The 17,474-nt window shown below is 64.5% G+C and carries 17 protein-coding genes and 1 pseudogene; 10 read left to right on the top strand and 8 right to left on the bottom strand.

The window, feature by feature from the left end; translation table 11 throughout:
* Positions 1 to 5: 5 nt before the first annotated feature.
* Positions 6 to 1,328, bottom strand: coding sequence for a histidinol dehydrogenase (hisD, locus tag H2O14_RS10470; RefSeq protein WP_182827606.1), 1,323 nt, complete (start codon positions 1,326 to 1,328; stop codon positions 6 to 8).
* A 97-nt stretch (positions 1,329 to 1,425) separates the two neighbouring features.
* On the bottom strand, positions 1,426 to 2,187 hold the full coding sequence (locus H2O14_RS10465; RefSeq protein ID WP_182827605.1) for an SDR family NAD(P)-dependent oxidoreductase: 762 nt from the start codon (positions 2,185 to 2,187) through the stop codon (positions 1,426 to 1,428).
* Positions 2,188 to 2,507: 320 nt separating this feature from the next.
* Between H2O14_RS10465 and H2O14_RS10460 the strand changes: the two genes are divergently transcribed.
* The 3 genes and pseudogenes from H2O14_RS10460 to H2O14_RS10450 all read left to right on the top strand — a co-directional run bounded on the left by H2O14_RS10460 (position 2,508) and on the right by H2O14_RS10450 (position 4,803).
* Complete coding sequence (locus tag H2O14_RS10460) at positions 2,508 to 3,281, top strand: amino acid ABC transporter substrate-binding protein (RefSeq protein WP_182827604.1); 774 nt, start codon at positions 2,508 to 2,510, stop codon at positions 3,279 to 3,281.
* Between the two features lie 84 nt (positions 3,282 to 3,365).
* A pseudogene (locus H2O14_RS10455) lies at positions 3,366 to 4,045 on the top strand (amino acid ABC transporter permease).
* Entirely contained in the window at positions 4,042 to 4,803 is a 762-nt protein-coding gene (locus tag H2O14_RS10450; RefSeq protein ID WP_182827603.1) for an amino acid ABC transporter ATP-binding protein, read from the top strand. Before H2O14_RS10455 ends, H2O14_RS10450 begins: the two are co-directional and overlap by 4 nt.
* 3 nt (positions 4,804 to 4,806) lie before the next feature.
* Here the strand turns inward: H2O14_RS10450 and H2O14_RS10445 are convergent, their stop codons facing one another.
* Together H2O14_RS10445 and H2O14_RS10440 are read right to left on the bottom strand one after the other, a co-directional pair.
* On the bottom strand, positions 4,807 to 6,147 hold the full coding sequence (locus H2O14_RS10445; protein WP_182827602.1) for a sigma-54 dependent transcriptional regulator: 1,341 nt from the start codon (positions 6,145 to 6,147) through the stop codon (positions 4,807 to 4,809).
* A complete protein-coding gene (locus tag H2O14_RS10440) occupies positions 6,144 to 8,000 on the bottom strand; it encodes an ATP-binding protein (protein ID WP_182827601.1) in 1,857 nt (618 codons plus the stop codon). Before H2O14_RS10440 ends, H2O14_RS10445 begins: the two co-directional genes overlap by 4 nt.
* 244 nt (positions 8,001 to 8,244) lie before the next feature.
* Here H2O14_RS10440 and H2O14_RS10435 point away from each other — a divergent pair, with 244 nt between their 5' ends.
* On the top strand, positions 8,245 to 9,582 hold the full coding sequence (locus H2O14_RS10435; protein WP_182827600.1) for a dicarboxylate/amino acid:cation symporter: 1,338 nt from the start codon (positions 8,245 to 8,247) through the stop codon (positions 9,580 to 9,582).
* 60 nt (positions 9,583 to 9,642) lie between these two features.
* On the opposite strand, the gene H2O14_RS10430 is transcribed toward H2O14_RS10435, so the two are convergent.
* From H2O14_RS10430 to H2O14_RS10420, 3 genes are all read right to left on the bottom strand, one after another.
* The gene (locus H2O14_RS10430; RefSeq protein WP_182827599.1) at positions 9,643 to 9,903 is read right to left on the bottom strand and encodes a hypothetical protein; all 261 of its coding nucleotides are present in this window, start codon (positions 9,901 to 9,903) and stop codon (positions 9,643 to 9,645) included.
* 65 nt (positions 9,904 to 9,968) lie between these two features.
* Complete coding sequence (locus H2O14_RS10425; RefSeq protein WP_182827598.1) at positions 9,969 to 10,160, bottom strand: hypothetical protein; 192 nt, start codon at positions 10,158 to 10,160, stop codon at positions 9,969 to 9,971.
* 10 nt (positions 10,161 to 10,170) lie between these two features.
* Positions 10,171 to 10,344 carry a hypothetical protein gene (locus H2O14_RS10420; RefSeq protein WP_182827597.1) on the bottom strand — a complete coding sequence of 58 codons (174 nt, stop codon included), beginning with the start codon at positions 10,342 to 10,344 and terminating at the stop codon, positions 10,171 to 10,173.
* Between the two features lie 151 nt (positions 10,345 to 10,495).
* Between H2O14_RS10420 and H2O14_RS10415 the strand changes: the two genes are divergently transcribed.
* From H2O14_RS10415 to H2O14_RS10405, 3 genes are all read left to right on the top strand, one after another.
* Positions 10,496 to 11,542: a zinc-dependent alcohol dehydrogenase family protein gene (locus H2O14_RS10415; protein ID WP_182827596.1), complete on the top strand. Its 1,047-nt coding sequence runs from the start codon at positions 10,496 to 10,498 to the stop codon at positions 11,540 to 11,542.
* A gap of 72 nt (positions 11,543 to 11,614) precedes the next feature.
* Positions 11,615 to 13,351, top strand: coding sequence for an EAL domain-containing protein (locus H2O14_RS10410; protein WP_182827595.1), 1,737 nt, complete (start codon positions 11,615 to 11,617; stop codon positions 13,349 to 13,351).
* Between the two features lie 115 nt (positions 13,352 to 13,466).
* Positions 13,467 to 13,916 (top strand): hypothetical protein, encoded by a 450-nt coding sequence (locus H2O14_RS10405; RefSeq protein WP_182827594.1) that lies wholly within the window; start codon positions 13,467 to 13,469, stop codon positions 13,914 to 13,916.
* A gap of 5 nt (positions 13,917 to 13,921) precedes the next feature.
* Here H2O14_RS10405 and H2O14_RS10400 read toward each other — a convergent pair whose 3' ends face one another.
* Positions 13,922 to 14,650, bottom strand: a complete 729-nt coding sequence (locus H2O14_RS10400) for a response regulator (protein ID WP_182827593.1) — start codon at positions 14,648 to 14,650, stop codon at positions 13,922 to 13,924.
* A gap of 129 nt (positions 14,651 to 14,779) precedes the next feature.
* On the opposite strand from H2O14_RS10400, the gene H2O14_RS10395 reads away from it, so the two are divergent.
* The 3 genes from H2O14_RS10395 to H2O14_RS10390 are packed head-to-tail and all read left to right on the top strand — an operon-like array spanning position 14,780 to position 17,465.
* Positions 14,780 to 15,286 carry a Crp/Fnr family transcriptional regulator gene (locus H2O14_RS10395; protein WP_246697351.1) on the top strand — a complete coding sequence of 169 codons (507 nt, stop codon included), beginning with the start codon at positions 14,780 to 14,782 and terminating at the stop codon, positions 15,284 to 15,286.
* A 17-nt stretch (positions 15,287 to 15,303) separates the two neighbouring features.
* Positions 15,304 to 15,525: a helix-turn-helix domain-containing protein gene (locus H2O14_RS27335; RefSeq protein ID WP_246697576.1), complete on the top strand. Its 222-nt coding sequence runs from the start codon at positions 15,304 to 15,306 to the stop codon at positions 15,523 to 15,525.
* Between the two features lie 17 nt (positions 15,526 to 15,542).
* Positions 15,543 to 17,465: a PAS domain-containing sensor histidine kinase gene (locus tag H2O14_RS10390; RefSeq protein WP_182827592.1), complete on the top strand. Its 1,923-nt coding sequence runs from the start codon at positions 15,543 to 15,545 to the stop codon at positions 17,463 to 17,465.
* Positions 17,466 to 17,474 lie beyond the last annotated feature (9 nt).

Genomic DNA, 17,474 nt, shown 5'->3' with positions numbered 1-17,474 from the left:
CGGCCTCACTTCGGCAGATAGGCGTCGCGGACGGAAGACACCGCATGCTCGTGTGAGGAGAAGCCTTCGTACCGCGCCAGCAGCCGGGCGTTATGGGCGAATTCCGGATAGGCGGAGGCCGTGACATAGCCGATCGACGAGCGCTTGACGAAGTCCGTCACCGACAGCGGCCCATAGGTGCGCGCCCAGCGGCTGGTGGGAAGAACAGCGTTGGGGCCGAGACCGAAATTGCCGATCGAGACCGGCGTATGCGGCCCCATCAGGATTTCGGCCGCTTCGGTGATCTTGCCGAGATGGGCGAAGGGATCGGTCGACAGGATTTCCAGATGTTCCGGCGCGTAATCATTGACGAAGCGATAGCTCTCTTCCAGCGACGGCGTCAGCACCACGCCGCCATAGGCGCCGCCGAGCACGGCGGAGGAAAAGGCCACGCGCTGTTCGGTCATGCGCGCCCAATGCTCGGGCAGCGCCGCCAGCGCTTCTTCGGCCACGCGGCGCGAATGGGTGACGAGATAGGCGGAGGAGTCCGGGCCATGTTCCGCCTCGATCAGCAGGTCGAGCGCGGCGAGACCGCCATGCACAGTGTCGTCGGCGAAGATGACGGCTTCGGACGGGCCGGCCGGCAGGCCGGGATCGATGACGCCGGAGAGCAGGCGCTTGGCGGCCACCACCCAGGGGCTGCCCGGTCCGACGATCTTGAGCGCCGGCTTGATGGTCTCGGTGCCATAGGCGGCTGCGGCCACGGCCTGGGCGCCGCCGCATTTATAGATAGTTTCGACGCCGGCGAGCCGGGCGGCGACCAGCGTGGCGGCATCCACGGAGCCGTCGGGCGAGGGCGGCGTGAAGATTGCGAGATCCGGCACGCCCGCCACCACGGCCGGCACGGCGGTCATCATTGTCACGGAGGGAAACGCGCCCTTGCCGCGCGGAATATAGAGCGCCACCGACTTGATCGGCGTGAAGCGGTCGCCGGCGAAGGCGCCGGGCCGCATTTCTTTGAGCCACATCGCCTCGGGCTTCTGCTCCTCGTGGAAGCGGCGGATATTGTCGATGCCGAAGCGGATCGCCCCGATCACGTCCTTGTCGACGAGATCGAAGGCGGCGTCGAATTCGGCCTCGGTGGCCTTGAGGCGGTCTTCAGTGATATCAGCGCGATCGAGTTCGCGGCCGAAACGGGCGAGCGCCGCGTCGCCTTCCGTGCGGACGGCTTCGATGATCGGCCGCGCTCTGTCCATGAAGCTGGAGAGATCGGTTTCGGAGCGGCGGAGGAGAGCGGCGCGCTGGCTGGCGTCGAGTGTGGCGAGTTCGTGGAAGGAAACCTTGGTCATGGGAGCGCTCTTGCAGACGTTTCGAGTAAGATGTCTATACATGTGCCGGCAGGGCGTCAAACGAAATGCCTAATATTGCACCCTGCCTGCGGATTGATCAGATCGAGGCGAGGTAGCCGCCGTCGATGGGAATGCAGACGCCCGTCACATAACGCGATGCGTCGCTGGCGAGGAAGACGACGCTGCCGGCCACATCCTCCATCGCGCCGAAGCGGCGCTGCGGGATCTTCTGCAGCATGGACGCGGCCCAGTCGTCGTTTTCATAGAAAACGTCGGTCATGGCGGTGCGGAAATAGCCGGGCGCGATGGCGTTGACGCGGATGCCGAGCCCGGCCCATTCCGTTGCGAGCGCATGCGTCATGCCCATCAGCCCCGATTTCGACGAGCCATAGGGTATGGCTGTGGGCACGCCGACATAGGAGGTGAGCGAGCAGAGATTGACGATCGCCCCGCCTTTGTCCATGCGTCGCGCCGCTGCCTGGGCCATGAAGAAAGCGCCTTTGAGATTGGTGTCGACGATCCTGTCCCACAGCGCCTCGTCGACATCGAGCGAGGGGCGGATTTCCTCATAGCCGGCATTGTTGACGAGGATGTCGAGCCCATCCAACGCCTCCACCGCAGTATCGACGGCGCGGGCGCAGGCGGAAGTGTCCCGCACGTCGAGCGCCACCGCCGCAGCCCTGCGCCCGGCCGCCTCGACGGCCGCCACGGTCGCGGCAAGCGATTGGATGTCGCGGGCGGTGACTGCAACATCGGCCCCCGCTTCGGCGAGACCGATCGCAATGGCTTGGCCGATGCCGCGACTGGCGCCTGTCACGACTGCCTTGCGGCCGGAGAGATCGAATTGCTTCAGCGTCATCGCGGGCTCCTGTCTGGACGACGATCAGGCTAGATCAGCGTGCGCCATTCTGCAAGCGTGCGCCGTACATGTCTATACAAGCGCCGTTGTGAAAATGATGCGGCGCCGCTCGCGCAACCTGTGTTCACGCGGTCGCGCAGCGACGGGGGAAACCTTTGGCTCGCACGCGTGTTTTCTGATCGGACGGATGGAAAGACCGCATTCTCTGGTAAAAGTGATAAAATATTTTGCATTTGCCCAGAAATGCAGCGGGATCATCCGCTCTCTTTTTCCCTCGTCCATGCGACAACGTCGCCGTAACGCAATTTCTGGAGCATGAGATGAACTGGTTGAAAACAATCGCCACGGCGGCCCTCTTGCAGGCTGCTCTTTTTGCGGGCGCGCAGGCCGGGGAGAATCTCGACGCCGTGAAATCCGCAGGCGTACTCCGCATCGGCACCGAAGGCACCTATGCGCCCTTCACCTATCATGACGCGAGCAACAAGCTCGTCGGCTTCGACGTCGAAATCGGCCAGGCCATCGCCGAAAAGCTCGGCGTGAAGGCCGAATTCGTCGAAGGCAAGTGGGACGGCCTGATCGCCGGCCTCGACGCCAACCGCTACGACGCCGTCATCAACCAGGTCGGCATCACCGAAGCCCGCAAGCAGAAGTATGATTTCTCCGAGCCCTACATCGCCTCCAAGGCGGTGCTGATCGTCAAGGACGGCAATGCAGACATCAAGGGCTTCGCCGACCTCAAGGGCAAGAAGTCGGCGCAGTCGCTGACCTCGAATTTCGGCAAGATCGCCGAGCAGAACGGCGCCGAACTCGTCGGCACCGATGGTTTCGACCAGTCGATCCAGCTCGTGCTGACCGGCCGCGCCGACGCCACCATCAATGACAGCCTGTCCTTCCTCGACTTCAAGAAGCACAAGCCCGATGCGCCGGTGACCGTCGTCGCCGAGCAGAAGGACGCCGATTATTCGGGCGTCATCATCCGCAAGGGCGAACCGGAACTGCTCGCGGCGATCAACAAGGCGCTGGCCGACATCAAGGCCGACGGCACTTATCAGAAGATTGCCGACACCTATTTCGGCCAGGACGTGTCGAAGTAATTCCTTTAGACGCATTCTGCGAACGCAATATAGTCAAGAAGCCCCCGGCCATCCCGCCGGGCGCTGTTTCACGAGGATGAGACCGTGCCGCACTGGCTGCAACTGATGGCCGAATCGCTGCCGACCCTGCTCTGGGCCGGCCTGATCTTCACCATCCCGCTCACGCTTCTGTCCTTCGCGTTCGGCCTGACGCTGGGGCTGGCCACGGCGGTGGCGCGGCTGTTCGGGCCCGCGCCGCTCGAGCCGTCGCCCGTTTCTATGTCTGGATCATCCGCGGCACGCCGCTGCTCGTCCAGCTCTTCGTGATCTTCTACGGACTGCCCAGCGTCGGCATCCTGCTCGACGCCTTTCCGGCGGCGCTGATCGGCTTCACGCTCAACATCGGCGCCTACAGCTCCGAGATCATCCGCGCCGCCATCTCCTCGGTGCCCAAGGGACAATGGGAGGCGGCCTATTCGATCGGCATGAGCTGGCGCCAGGCGATGACCCGCACCATCCTGCCGCAGGCGTCCCGCGTCGCCGTGCCGCCGCTCTCTAACACCTTCATTTCGCTGGTCAAGGACACCTCGCTCGCCGCCGCCATCACCGTGCCGGAAATGTTCCAGGCCGCCCAGCGCATCGTCGCCGCCACCTACGAGCCGCTGATCCTCTATATCGAGGCGGCGCTGATCTATCTCGTGCTGAGCTCGGCTTTGTCGGCGTTGCAGGCGCGGCTCGAAACACGATTCGCCCGCTATGGCGGCATGATGGAGGCCGCCCGATGATCGAGCTCCGCAACATCGAAAAGCGCTTCGGCGACGCCGTCATCCTGAAGAATGTCAGTCTGAGCGCGCCGGAAGGCGGGGTGACCGCGCTGATCGGCCCTTCGGGCGGCGGCAAGAGCACGCTGCTGCGCTCGATCAATCTGCTCGAGCAGCCGACATCCGGCTCGGTGCGGATCGGCTCGGACGAAATCACTTTTGCGCCCGACAAGCGCCCGAGCCGCCAGGACATCCAGAAGATCCGTCGCCAGACCGGCATGGTGTTTCAGAATTTCCAGCTGTTTCCGCATCGAACCGCGATCGAGAATGTCATGGAAGGGCTGATGACGGTGCTGAAATGGCCGAAAGAAAAGGCTCGCGCCCGCGCCGCTGAGCTGCTCGCCAAGGTCGGCATGGCGGCGAAAGCCGACGCCTGGCCGGCCACGCTCTCGGGCGGCCAGCAGCAGCGCGTCGCCATCGCCCGCGCGCTCGCGCCCTCGCCGAAAGTCCTGCTCTGCGACGAGCCGACCTCGGCGCTCGATCCCGAACTCGCCGCCGAAGTGGTGGATGTGCTGGGACGGCTCGCCAAGGAAGGCACGACCATGGTCATGGCGACCCATGATCTCCGCCTCGCCTCCAAGATCGCCGACAAGGTCGTGTTCCTGGAAGCGGGCAATGTCGTGGAAACCGGCGACGCCCGGACGATCTTCGATGCGGCGAGCCATGAGCGCACCCGTCGCTTCGTCTCCGCCATTATCGGCGGCGGCGACTATTCGATCTGAAGTTCAGGCATAGTCGGCGCGGTTGATCCCGTGCCGCGTCAGCTTGTCGTAGAAGGTCTTTCGGGGGATGCCGAGCGCCTCGATGGTTCGCCGGACATCGCCGTCGTGATCGGCGAGCGCCTGGCGCAACTGCTCCGCCTCAAATCGTTCCAGCCGTTCCGGCAGGCTGCGCGCCTCCCGAGGCGGCGCTGCGACGATCATGGGCTGCGCCGGCTCCAGCCCCAGCACGAAGCGCTCCGCAAAGTGATGAAGCTCGCGGACATTGCCCGGCCAGGGACGCGTCTTGAGATCGGCCGTCAGCCCGGCGGGGACTTCCGGCGTCTCCCGCCCGAAGCGAGCCGCCGCCTTGGCGACGAAATGCGAAAACAGCAGCGGAATGTCCTCGGCGCGTTCGCGCAGCGGCGGGATCGACAACGTCACCACATTCAGCCGATAATAGAGATCCTCGCGAAAATCCCTGCGCGCGGCGGGATCGCCGAGATCCACCTTCGCCGCCGCCACCACGCGCAGATCCACCGGCCTGACCTCGTTGACGCCGAGCGGCGAGATTTCCCGCATTTCCAGAACGCGCAGCATCTTCACCTGGGTGGCCAAAGGCATGCTTTCGATTTCGTCGAGAAACAGCGTGCCGCCGCTCGAATATTCGATCCGCCCGACGCGGCGCTTCTGCGCGCCGGTGAAGGCGCCGGGCTCATGGCCGAACAATTCGCTCTCGATCACGCTGTCCGGCAGCGCGCCGCAATTCAGCGCCACAAACTGGCCGCGCCGGCGCTTGCTCCAGCGATGCAGCAGGCTCGCCACCACTTCCTTGCCGCTGCCGGTCTCGCCGCGCACCAGCACGTCGACATCGGTGTCGGCGATCTGGCGGATGGTTCCGCGCAATCGCTCCATGGCCGGCGTCTGGCCGATCAGCGGCAGGTCGTCGGCGCTGTCGTCGAGGCTGCGTCGCAGCGCGCGATTTTCCAGAATGAGCGCCCGTTTTTCCAGCGCCCGCATCAGGCTCTGCACCAGCCTGTCCGCCGCAAAAGGCTTGGCGATGAAATCGTAGACGCCGTTCTGCAGCGCCGCCACCGCCATCGGGATGTCGCCATGCCCGGTCATCAGGATCACCGGCAGATCGGGATCGCGCGCCTTGATCGCGGCGTGCAGTTGCAACCCGTCCATGCCGGGCATGCGGATGTCGCTGACCACCACGCCGGCGAAATCGGGACCGATCGCGGCGAGCGCCGGCGCGGCTGCTGCAAAAGCCGATATGTCGAGACCGGCCAGTTCGAGCGTCTGCGTCAGCGCCGCGCGCAAATCGGCGTCGTCGTCGCAGAGGATGACGGAGCGGGTCGCAGTCATGGCTGATCCTTCGGCAGCAATATGGTGAAGCAGCTTCCCGTCGGGCCAGTCTGAACGGAGATCTCGCCGCTATAATCACCGAGGATCTCCTTGGAGATCACCAGTCCCAGTCCCAGTCCGCGCGGCTTCGACGTGTTGAAGGGCGTGAACAGCTGTTCGAGAATGTCGGGCGCGACGCCGGGCCCGTTGTCGGACACCAGGACGGCGACGCGTTCGCCGCGATCTTCCGCCCGCACGGCGACGCGCGGCGCGGGCGTATGTTCGATCGCCTCGAGCGCATTCTGCATCAGGTTGATCAGCACCTGTTCGAGCCGTATGCGGTCCACCTTGAGGCGGATGTCGGGCTCGGGCCTTTCCAGCGTCAGCGCGTCCAGCCGGTGGGAAAAGCGGCTCTTCAGCAGCATCAGCGCGCCCTCCATCGCCTCGCTCAGGCTCACCGCCTCTGCCGGCCCGCGCCCCTTGCGCGCCAGCGCCTTGAGATCCTCGGTAATCGCGCCGATGCGTTCGGTCAGGCCGGCGATCGCCTCCATATTGCCGTTGGCTTTCTCCAGATTGCCGCGGTCGAGGAAGACGCGGGCATTGTCCGCGTAAGCGCGGATCGTGGCGACGGGCTGGTTGATCTCATGCGCCACGCCGGCCGCGACCTGTCCCAGGATCGCCAGCCGGTTGGCGGCCACCAGATCCTGCTGCACCACCTGCAGCCGCTTTTCGGTGTCGCGATGTCCGGTGATCTCGGCCTCCAGCCGGTCGCGCGCCAAGGTCAAGTCGCGGGTGCGGGCTTCGACCCGCGCCTCGAGCGCGGCTTGCTGCGCCTGCGCCGCCGCAAGCCGCGCCGCGATCCGGCGCCGGCGTTCCAAAACCACGGCCGCCAGCGCGATCAGCGGCGCAAACAGCGCGAAGGCGGCCAGCATATTCTGCCGCGCCGCAGCCGGCACGGGATCGGTCGACACCAGATATTCCAGCACCCAGGGCGTCGTCGGAGCCTGCGCCCTCAGCCTGAGAAACGAGCCTTGGCGCCCGTCCGGCAAGTCTACGCGGATCTCGGCGTCGTCGCCGGTGACGTCGTCGTCCTGGCGGAAGGGCAGGGGCGTCAGCGGCGCGTCGCCGAATTGCAGGCTTTCGCGAATGGCGGCGATGCGGTTCTCCGGCAGGCGCGCCATGGTGTGGAAGCGCCAGTCGGCGACGGTGGTGATCAGCGCCACGCCGCGATTGTCGACCACCAGCGCCGGCCGGCCGCTGTCGCGCCAGTCGGCTTCCAGCCGGTCGAACTCCATCTTGACCACGACCACGCCGAGCGACCGCCCCGCCCCGTCGACCCGACGCGAAATATAGAGACCCGGTCGTCGCGACACATTGCCGAGCGCGAATTGCTCGGCCACGCCCGTCGCCATCGCCTCGCGGAAGTAATCGCGGAATGCGTAATTGCTGCCGACGAAGGAATCGGGCTGGCGCCAGTTGCTCGACGCGATCGTCTGTCCCGATGGCGCGATGACATAGATCACCGACACCTGGCTGCCGCCCACCAGGCTTTCGAGCTTGCGATTGACCCGGTCGATGGCGGGCGGGGCGGGCGCGACGAGCATGTCCAAAATGTCTCGATCCTGCGAGAGCACCAGCGGCAGCGCGCGCGGACGTTCGAGCACGGCCCGCAACAACGCCACCTTCAGATTGGCTTCCGTCATTCCCTGGCGCTTCAAGTCCTGGGTCGCGGTGAACCGCCCATAGACGCCGGCCGCATATATGGCGCCGATCAGCGCGATCAGGCCGGCTATGGCCAGCAGGCTCAGCGCCCGCCGGGCGGCGCGCGCCTCTGCCCGCGGCTGACGATCGATGTCCGGGTCCTTCTCTGCCATGGCCGATTTGTGCGTAAATCCACACGAAAATCAACCTTGCCTGTGCGAGTTTTCACACTTCGAAGCCGACCCTGACACGCAGACGGAAAAATAAATTATATAAAACAATGATGTAATGAAGGATGCGCCGTATGGCACGACCCTTGCAAAACCTCCGACGGACGCCCGGAAGGCCGTCGACCCGTCAACGTCTCCGCCCCGGGAGGCCGCTCGAAGCGGTTGGGGCGCGCTGGAGGATACGCACATGCATGCATCTTTCGCATCGGCTGAAGAGCCGGTCGCCAAGCGGCCGTTCTATCGCCAACTCTATGTCCAGGTTCTCGCGGCCATCGCCGCCGGCATCCTGCTCGGTCATTTCTACCCGGAGCTCGGCGCCAGCCTGAAGCCGCTGGGCGACGCCTTCATCAAGCTGGTGAAGATGATCATCGCCCCGGTGATCTTCCTGACCGTCGCCACCGGAATCGCCGGCATGTCGGATCTGAAGAAGGTCGGACGCGTCGCGGGCAAGGCGATGATCTACTTCCTGACCTTTTCGACGCTGGCGCTGATCGTCGGCTTGATCGTCTCCAATATCGTCCAGCCGGGCTCGGGCATGCATATCGATCCAGCCTCGCTCGACGCCAAGGCGGTGCATGATTACACGGAGAAGGCCCATGACCAGACGATTATCGGCTTCCTGATGGGCGTCATTCCCAAGACCATTGTCGGCGCCTTCGCCGAAGGCGACATCCTGCAGGTTCTGTTCTTCTCCATCCTGTTCGGCGTTTCGCTCGCCATGGTCGGCGACAAGGCCAAGCCCGTCACCGATTTCCTGCAGGCCGTCATGGCGCCGATGTTCAAGCTGGTGGCGATCCTGATGAAGGCGGCCCCGATCGGCGCCTTCGGCGCCATGGCCTTCACCATCGGCAAATACGGCATCGGCTCGATCGCCAATCTCGCGATGCTGATGGGTACTTTCTACGTCACGTCTTTCCTGTTCGTGGCGGTGATCCTTGGCGCGGTCGCCCGCTATAACGGCTTCTCGCTCCTGGCGCTGCTGCGCTACATCAAGGAAGAACTGTTGCTGGTGCTCGGCACATCCTCGTCGGAAGCGGCGCTGCCGGGCCTGATGAACAAGATGGAGCGCGCCGGCTGCAAGCGCTCGGTCGTGGGCCTGGTCATTCCGACGGGCTATTCCTTCAATCTCGACGGCACCAACATCTACATGACGCTGGCCGCCCTGTTCATCGCCCAGGCGACCGACACGCCTCTGTCGCTCGGCGACCAGGTGTTGCTGCTGCTGGTGGCGATGCTGAGCTCCAAGGGCGCGGCCGGCATCACCGGCGCGGGCTTCATCACGCTCGCCGCCACGCTGTCGGTCGTCCCGACCGTGCCGGTGGCCGGCATGGCGCTGATCCTCGGCATCGACCGCTTCATGTCGGAATGCCGCGCGATCACCAACTTCATCGGCAATGCGGTGGCCACCGTCGTGGTGGCGCGCTGGGAAAACGAGCTCGACGTCGAGACGTTCAACGCGGCCCTCGCTGGCAACCCGCAGCCGGCGCATGACTTCATCGACGCGCGCCCCGTTCCTGCCGAGTGATCTCAACTCTCCCAAGACGCGGCAGCCGAAGGCGGTCTCCCCGGAGGCCGCCTTCCTTGTTCAGGGCTGCGGCCAATAGCCGTCGTCGGTGAAATCCGGAGGCGGCGCGGAAAGCGCAGACAGCTTCAGCGCGACGAATTCGATCTGCAACCTGAGCCGTTCGATGGTTTTAGGAATGGGTTCGCCGGTCGCCAGCATTCGCGCCCTGTAGACGTCGTAGCCGAGCGCCGAAATGCGCCGGCGCGCCTCTTCGACGATGGTTCGGGAAGAGGTCTGTTGCGGTCGGCCGGCTAGCCCGCCCTGAATGATCTGGAAATGCATGCGCCCCTCGCATGGTCGTGAAAGGGGCATCTTGCGAAAGCGAGCTTGCGCCGCGCTCGCCGCCGTCAGAGATCCGTCCTGGCGTCCGGCGATCGCTCGATATGAACGACCTCTTCGGTTTGTTTGTCGACGGGCGGAATGCCGCGCTCAGCCAGCCGGTCGGTCATCACCTCGCGCCGGCCCTCTTCCTGCAGAGGCTGGCTTCCGACGATCTCGGCCGCGAACTGCTTGAAAAATCCTCGTATCTTCAACAACATATTCGCATCCTCAAGTCGCGTCGCCGGGGCTTTGGTCGATTGCGTGCGGGGTGGGCTGCGTCGGGGCCGCATTTTGCGAATGGAAGAGATCGTTGCTCGAAAACAGTGCGACCAGCACGACAACCACCACCACGGCGGCGAAAAAAAACCATAATGCCCGGTTTGATCCACGTTCATTCTGCATCGCTCGCTCCTTTTATCTGTCGCCAACTAACCCGCGAGACGCCCTGGCGTTCCCAGTATCTTTCTGCGGCGCGTTCTCGTCGTCCGAAAGACTTTGGAATGCGGCGGCGTTGTGTTACGACTGCTTCGTAAGTTCCAGGATTTGAAACTGCATGCGCGCAATGTATTACGAACGCTTCGGCGAGACGCCCGAAATCCGGGCGGTCGCCGATCCCGCCCCGTCGCGATCGGGCGTCGTGATAGACGTCAAGGCCGCCGGCCTCTGTCGCAGCGACTGGCACGGCTGGAAAGGCCATGACCCGGACATCCGTCTGCCGCATGTGCCCGGCCACGAATTCGCCGGCGTCGTCGCCGCCGTCGGCGCGGATGTGAAGGCCTTCAGCCCCGGCGACCGCGTCACCGTTCCCTTCGTCTCCGGCTGCGGCCGTTGCCGGGAATGCCGGTCCGGCAATCAGCAGGTCTGCGAGGAGCAGTTCCAGCCCGGCTTCACCCATTGGGGATGCTTCGCCGAATATGTGGCGATCGATTACGCCGAGAGCAATCTGGTTCGCCTCGACGATCGCATCGATTTCGCCACGGCCGCCAGCCTCGGCTGCCGTTTCGCCACCTCCTTCCGCGCCGTGGTCGATCAGGGCCGCATCCGGGGCGGCGAATGGCTGGCAGTGCATGGCAGCGGCGGCGTCGGCCTGTCCGCCATCATGATCGGCGCGGCGATGGGCGCCAATGTCGTCGCCATCGACATCGCCAAGGATAAGCTAGATTATGCCCGCCGCCTCGGCGCATCGGTGACGCTGAACAGCCGGGAGATCGACGATATCCCCTCGGCCGTGAAGGATCTGACTCAAGGCGGCGCGCATGTCTCGATCGACGCGCTCGGCCATCCGCAGACCTGCTTCAATTCGATTTCCAATCTCCGTCGTCGCGGCCGCCACGTCCAGGTCGGTCTGATGCTGGCCGATCACGCCCTCCCGATGATCCCGATGGCGCAGGTGATTTCGCATGAACTGGAGATCTACGGCAGCCATGGCATGCAAGCCTGGCGCTATGAGGATATGCTGGAAATGATCCTGTCCGGCCGGCTCGATCCCTCGGCGCTGATCGGCGCCCGCCTGTCGCTGAGCGAAGCCGTCCCCGCGCTGGTCGGGATGGACCGCTTCGCCGACAGGGGCATTCAGGTCATCGAGCGTTTCGAGCTATGAAAATTGACATAGAGCAAAGACCGGGACCGGCGGCATGCTTATGTGAGACATGATCCGATTTGGGTGGGAGTGATGGGCAAGTTGCTTGAGTTCCAGCAGATGACGCCGCCGATGAGCGCCGAGGACGAAGCGAAGCGGGTCGAGGGCGTCCGGGGCTTGCTCTCGCTCGGCCTTCGCGACGATGTCGCCCTCCAGGGCGTCGTCACCGCGCTTGCGGCCTTGTTCGATGTCACGGTCGCCGCGTTGACGCTCGTCGATCGCGATCGTGTGATTTTCATCGTGCAGCATGGTCTGCGCCGGCAGGACATGCCGCGCAGAGGATCGTTCTGCGCGACGACCATTCTCTCCGACGATGTCCTGGTCGTTCCCGACGGCGCCGCCGATCTTCGTTTCGCCGATCGCCCGATCGTCGACGCCCAGCCGCGCATGCGCTTTTACGCCGGCGCGCCTCTGGTGAGCCCCGAAGGACATCGCGTCGGCGCGCTCTGCGTGCTCGACCCCAAGCCGCGCGCGGACATCACGGATCATCAAAAGGCCGCGCTCCGAGCTCTGGCGACCTTGGCGATGGACCGGATCTGCGCCTTGCGCGACGCCTGGAGCCGCGCGAGCGCCCTGGATTGTTTCGAGACGGAGACGCGGCCCATGCTGGCGGTCAACGCCGCCGGCGCCATCGAATACGCCAATGTCTCGGCCGCCGGACTTCTCGGGCGCGAACAGGCCGAGATCTGCGGACTGGCCTTCGATACGGTGATTGCGCCGGGACCGCTCAACGCCGGTTGCGAAACATTGATGTCGGTCTACGCGCATGGGCGCGATTCCCATGTCAGCAAGCCGCTGTTCCGCACCGCCAATCTCGGCGGCGGCGGCGAACGGGCGGTCGAAATATCCGTTCAGTCCTGGGCCGCCCCGGACGGCGCCGGCATGATCGCCTTTCTTCAGCCCGCTTCGGTCCTCGCTGCGCCGTCCGACACGATGTCCTTCGTGCGGCCGGCCGCTGGCCGCAATACCCAGGCGGATCTGGCGCGCGCGCTCGATCGCGGCGAATTCCTGCTGCATTATCAGCCGCAGGTGTCGATGGACACCGGCAAGGCGCATGCCGTGGAGGCTCTCGTGCGCTGGAGCGATCCGCAACGGGGGCTTTTGCTGCCGAAGTCCTTCCTGATCGACGTCGAGGAAAACGGCTTCGCCCTGCCGCTCGGCTGGTGGATTCTCGACGAGGCGGCGGGCCAGCTCGCCGCGTGGCGCCGCCAGGGCGTGCCGCTCGAACGGGTCAGCGTCAACCTCTTCACCGCCCAGTATCGTTCCGACGCGCTGGTGCGGCGCGTGTTGCACGCCTTGTCGGTCAACAATCTCGCCCCCGAGATGATCGAGCTCGAAGTCACCGAAACCATCGCGTTGCTCAACGACGAATGCGGCCTGCGCTCGCTGCGCTGTCTGGCCGATCTCGGCGTCCGAATCGCCTTCGACGATTTCGGCACCGGTTACGCCTCGCTCAGCTCGCTGCAGCAATTTCCGCTGACGACGCTCAAGCTGGATCGCAGTTTCATCCAGAATATCCAGAGCAACCACAGCGACGCCGTGATCACCAAATCCATGATCGCGCTCGCCCGCGATCTCGGCCTCGAAAGCGTGGCCGAGGGCATAGAAACGCCGGGACAGCACGATATGCTGACCGAAATGGGATGCGCTGTGGGCCAGGGATTCCTCTATGGCCGTCCGGTCGCGGCCGAGCATCTGCCCGAACTCGTCTCGCGCCGCCAGACCGACATCCTGACGACCGTGCCGAAATCCTCCTTTTTCCATGCCTGATTTTTGCTGTATTTGAGATTGATCAAACAAGAAAGCGTCATGGCGCCTCAAAATGCCGTGACGTCGCGCATCGTCTGCGGCCGTTGATGTCTTCAGCCTATGTTCGGGAGCAGGCATGGAAGCCTATTCAGTTCGACCCATCATGGAAGCCGACATCCTCCCATGCCAGGTGCTTGTCGAGGGCGGCGGCGTCGGGATCGCCGCCGAGGAGTGGCGTGTCTTCGTGCGCCGAATCATCGAATGGCGCGGCGCCACCGGCCTGCATGACGAGGTGCATGTGGCCGTGGATCAACGCGGCGTCGTCAAGGGCCTCGTCGTGTCGCAGGCCATCCAGAGCATGCTTTTCGGCCGCACGCTCGATGCGCCGGTGTTCCTGACCGCCAGCGCCGCCGATGAGGACGGCGTGATCGCAGCCCTCCTCGGCAAATTGTCCGAGCGCGCCCGTGTCTCGAACTGCAGACAGATGCGGATCTGGTCGCCGGGAGGCGAAGCGTGGCGACGCGTCGCCGAAAAAGCCGAGGGCGCGATCACCTTCGCCGGTCTCTGCGTCAATGTCATTGTCTGACCGCGTCAGGAAGGCTCCAGCCGCGACGTGAAGACATAGCCTATTCCGCGAACCGATTTGATGATCTGCGGATTGCCCGGATCGTCTTCGATCTTCTTTCTCAAGCGGGCGATCTGGGCGTCGATGGTGCGGTCGAAAGCCTCCAGGTTGCGGCCCCGGGTCAGGTCCATCAGCCGGTCCCGGCTCAGCACGCGGCCGGCATTGCGCGCCATCACTGCGAGCATGTCGAATTCGCCGGTGGTGAGATCCACCATCTGCCCGTCGGCGCGGGTGAGCGAGCGCCGGGACAGATCCAGCGTCCAGCCTTCGAAGATCACCTGATCGGCCTCGACCGGCGCTTCCTGACGCGGCGGCGCGCGCCGGCGCAGCACGGTGCGGATCCGCGCCAGCACTTCCCGGAGATGGAAGGGCTTGCTCATATAATCGTCGGCGCCGAGTTCGAGTCCGACGATGCGGTCGAGCACGTCGTCCTTGCCCGTCAGCATGATGATGGGAGTCTCGAATCGCGCCCTGATATCCCGCGCCAGCTCGAGCCCGCTTTCGCCGGGCAGCATCAGGTCAAGCAGGACGATGTCGAAAGCGTCGCTTCTCAGCGCGTCGCGCATGGCGGCGCCATCGGCGACGGCGGTCACGCGATAGCCCTCATCCTCGAAATAGCGCGCCAGCATCTGTCGGATGCGCTGGTCGTCGTCGACAACGAGAATGTGCTCCTTCTGACTGGACGCCCCGGTCATTCTGTCATCACTTTCCGCTGGATTCGGCTTGTTACAAACTGTCACACGATTGCACGTTTCATAACAGACAAATCGTCCGTGTGTAACGCGGCGAGTGGATATTGACGACAACAGACGAGGAGAATTCACATGTTGTCGGAAGCCGCTTCCTTTTGCCGTCCCCTGAACGCCGCGTCCATGGCGCCCGAAGTCACCTTGTCGTCGATCTTTTCCGATCGCCCGGCCGAATCCTTCGCGGCGGGATGCGGCCTGGTCTGGGAGGGCGATCCCGCCAGTCACGTGTTCGAGGTCGTCGAAGGCGTTCTGCGGGTGTTCCGCATCATCGGCGATGGCCGGCGCGCCATCACCGGCTTTCTCTATCCCGGCGACATCCTGGGCGTATCCATTCGCGATCGCTATCTCTACAGCGCCGAAGCCGTCAACTCGGTGAAAGTGCGCCGTTTCTCCGCAGCCTCCTTCCAGCAGGCCATCAATCTGTCGCCTGAGCTGAGACCGCAATTTTTTGCCAAGCTCTGCGACGAAATGGCTGGCGCGCAGGAACAAATGGTGATGTTATCGCGCAAGAACGCCGAAGAGCGCATTTGCACCTTCCTGATGCGCCTGGCGGACAGGAGGCCGGGGGGCGCTCCGACATAATGGAGATCGACGTGCCCATGACGCGGCTGGACATGGCCGACTATCTCGGCCTAACCATCGAGACCGTGTCGCGCACGATCACCAGCCTGATCGGTCGTGGCGTCATCTCCCAGCGCGGTCGGCACGATATGCGCATCAACAAATATTCCATGCTCGCGCGCCTGGCCGGCGACGGCGATGACATGAGGGGCAACGGAACTGGCGAATCCTATGCGCGCCAGGCCGTTTGGCCCGCCTGAAGCCTGAAAGGACGTCGATGTCGCCAGCCCCGCATTCGCCCACCACCGAGGCGGCATTGGAAGAAATGATGCGGCTGCTCGATCAATCGAGCGTCATCGTCCATACGATGCAGGGGGTAATCCGGCGCTGGTCGTCGGGCGCCGAGCGCCTGTTCGGCTGGACCGAGCAGGATGCGATCGGCCTGGAAGTCCAGACCTTGCTCCAAACCGTCCTGTCCAAACCGCGCGACGTCATCCGCGCCGCTCTCCAGGAGAACGGCGTCTGGGCCGGCGAGCTGGTCCACAGGCGTCGGGACAAGTCGCAGGCGCCGGTGTCGAGCCAGCTGATCGCGATCAGCGTCGACGGCGAAAGCGAACCGCTCGTCATCCAGATCAACACAGAAATCAACGAGATCAAGGACATTCAGGTCGATCTCGCCGCGCGCGAGGCGCATCTGCGCTCGATCCTCGACACCGTGCCGGAAGCCATGGTGGTGATCGACGAGGTCGGCCGCATCACCTCCTTCAGTTCCGCCGCGGAGCGCCTGTTCGGCTATGCGGCCGAGGAGGTCGAGGGGCGGAACGTTCGCATGCTGATGCCCAATCCGCATCGCGACGCCCATGACGGCTATATTTCCAATTATCTCAGGACGGGCGAACGCCGCATCATCGGCTTCGGACGGGTGGTCACCGGCCAGCGCAAGGATGGCACCACCTTCCCGATGGAGCTGGCCATCGGCGAGGCGCTCGCCAATGATCGCCGCATCTTCACCGGTTTCATCCGCGACCTCACCAGCCGTCACAAGATCGAGGAAGAACTTCGCCAGGCGCAGAAGATGGAGGCGGTCGGACAATTGACCGGCGGTATCGCCCACGATTTCAACAATCTCTTGACGGTGATCAGCGGCAATCTCGAAATGCTCGATGCGCGACTGTCCGATCCCGGCCAGCGCAGCCTGTTGAGAGAGGCGCAGGAGGCGGCCGAGGACGGCGCCAAGCTCACCGGCCAGCTTCTGGCCTTCGGGCGCCGCCAGCCGCTCAGCCCCAAACTCGCCGATATCGGCCAGCTCGTCTCAGGTTTCGCCGATCTCCTACGCCGTGCGGTGGGCGAAAGCGTCGAGCTGCGGCTGGTCATCAAGGGCGGCCCGAACCAGACGCTGGTCGACGGCTCGCAACTTCAAAACGCGCTGCTCAATCTGGCGCTCAATGCGCGCGACGCCATGCCGCGCGGCGGCCTGCTGACGCTCGAAATCGCCCGCTTGCGGCTGGACGTCGATTACGCCCAGATGTATCCGGAAGTGCGCACCGGCGATTATGTCGCGATCTCGGTGACCGACAACGGCGTCGGCATGAGCGAAGAGGTCAAGGCCAAGGCCTTCGAACCCTTCTTCACCACCAAGCAGGTCGGCTCCGGCTCCGGCCTCGGCCTCAGCATGGTCTACGGTTTCGTCAAACAATCGGGCGGCCATATTCAGATCTACAGCGAACCGGGTCTCGGCGCGAGCGTCAGGCTGTTTCTGCCGGTGGTGGGCGTGGCGGCCGAAGGGCCGGTCGAGGATGAACGCCCGCACGACGACGAGCCTCAGGCCGCGCCGCGCGGCTATGAGACGATCCTGGTGGTGGAGGACGATCCGCGGGTCCGGCGGGTGACCGTCGGCCGCCTGGTGTCGGCCGGCTATGACGTGGTCGAAGCCGGCAACGGCCCCGAGGCCATAGAGATCCTCGAAACACATCCGGACATCAATCTGCTGTTCACCGACATCGTCATGCCCGGCGGCATGCATGGCGGCGAACTCGCCGATGTGGCGCGCAAGCTTCGCCCGGACCTGAAGGTGCTGTTCACCTCCGGTTACGCCGAGCCCAGCATCGCGGGGCGCGAAATGGTCAACGAAGAGACCTGGCTCAAGAAGCCCTACACCGCCACGGAACTCGCCCTTCGCCTGCGCCAGCTCCTCGATTGATCGTCTCAG

The organism is Rhizobium sp. G21, from assembly GCF_014158035.1.
Taxonomy (GTDB): domain Bacteria; phylum Pseudomonadota; class Alphaproteobacteria; order Rhizobiales; family Rhizobiaceae; genus Rhizobium_E.
Note: the sequence above shows the minus strand (reverse complement) of the source record. Positions and strands in the feature narration are given on the sequence as shown.

What these genes read in the sequence shown, in the direction of transcription:
- H2O14_RS10435 (WP_182827600.1), top strand. Translation starts at nt 8,245, where the DNA reads ATGCATGCATCTTTCGCATCGGCTGAAGAGCCGGTCGCCAAGCGGCCG.
- H2O14_RS10405 (WP_182827594.1), top strand. Translation starts at nt 13,467, where the DNA reads ATGGAAGCCTATTCAGTTCGACCCATCATGGAAGCCGACATCCTCCCA.
- H2O14_RS10415 (WP_182827596.1), top strand. Translation starts at nt 10,496, where the DNA reads ATGCGCGCAATGTATTACGAACGCTTCGGCGAGACGCCCGAAATCCGG.
- H2O14_RS10410 (WP_182827595.1), top strand. Translation starts at nt 11,615, where the DNA reads ATGGGCAAGTTGCTTGAGTTCCAGCAGATGACGCCGCCGATGAGCGCC.
- H2O14_RS10465 (WP_182827605.1), bottom strand. Translation starts at nt 2,187, where the DNA reads ATGACGCTGAAGCAATTCGATCTCTCCGGCCGCAAGGCAGTCGTGACA.
- H2O14_RS27335 (WP_246697576.1), top strand. Translation starts at nt 15,304, where the DNA reads ATGACGCGGCTGGACATGGCCGACTATCTCGGCCTAACCATCGAGACC.
- H2O14_RS10440 (WP_182827601.1), bottom strand. Translation starts at nt 8,000, where the DNA reads ATGGCAGAGAAGGACCCGGACATCGATCGTCAGCCGCGGGCAGAGGCG.
- H2O14_RS10460 (WP_182827604.1), top strand. Translation starts at nt 2,508, where the DNA reads ATGAACTGGTTGAAAACAATCGCCACGGCGGCCCTCTTGCAGGCTGCT.
- H2O14_RS10390 (WP_182827592.1), top strand. Translation starts at nt 15,543, where the DNA reads ATGTCGCCAGCCCCGCATTCGCCCACCACCGAGGCGGCATTGGAAGAA.
- hisD (WP_182827606.1), bottom strand. Translation starts at nt 1,328, where the DNA reads ATGACCAAGGTTTCCTTCCACGAACTCGCCACACTCGACGCCAGCCAG.
- H2O14_RS10400 (WP_182827593.1), bottom strand. Translation starts at nt 14,650, where the DNA reads ATGACCGGGGCGTCCAGTCAGAAGGAGCACATTCTCGTTGTCGACGAC.
- H2O14_RS10445 (WP_182827602.1), bottom strand. Translation starts at nt 6,147, where the DNA reads ATGACTGCGACCCGCTCCGTCATCCTCTGCGACGACGACGCCGATTTG.
- H2O14_RS10395 (WP_246697351.1), top strand. Translation starts at nt 14,780, where the DNA reads ATGTTGTCGGAAGCCGCTTCCTTTTGCCGTCCCCTGAACGCCGCGTCC.
- H2O14_RS10450 (WP_182827603.1), top strand. Translation starts at nt 4,042, where the DNA reads ATGATCGAGCTCCGCAACATCGAAAAGCGCTTCGGCGACGCCGTCATC.
- H2O14_RS10420 (WP_182827597.1), bottom strand. Translation starts at nt 10,344, where the DNA reads ATGCAGAATGAACGTGGATCAAACCGGGCATTATGGTTTTTTTTCGCC.
- H2O14_RS10425 (WP_182827598.1), bottom strand. Translation starts at nt 10,160, where the DNA reads ATGTTGTTGAAGATACGAGGATTTTTCAAGCAGTTCGCGGCCGAGATC.
- H2O14_RS10430 (WP_182827599.1), bottom strand. Translation starts at nt 9,903, where the DNA reads ATGCATTTCCAGATCATTCAGGGCGGGCTAGCCGGCCGACCGCAACAG.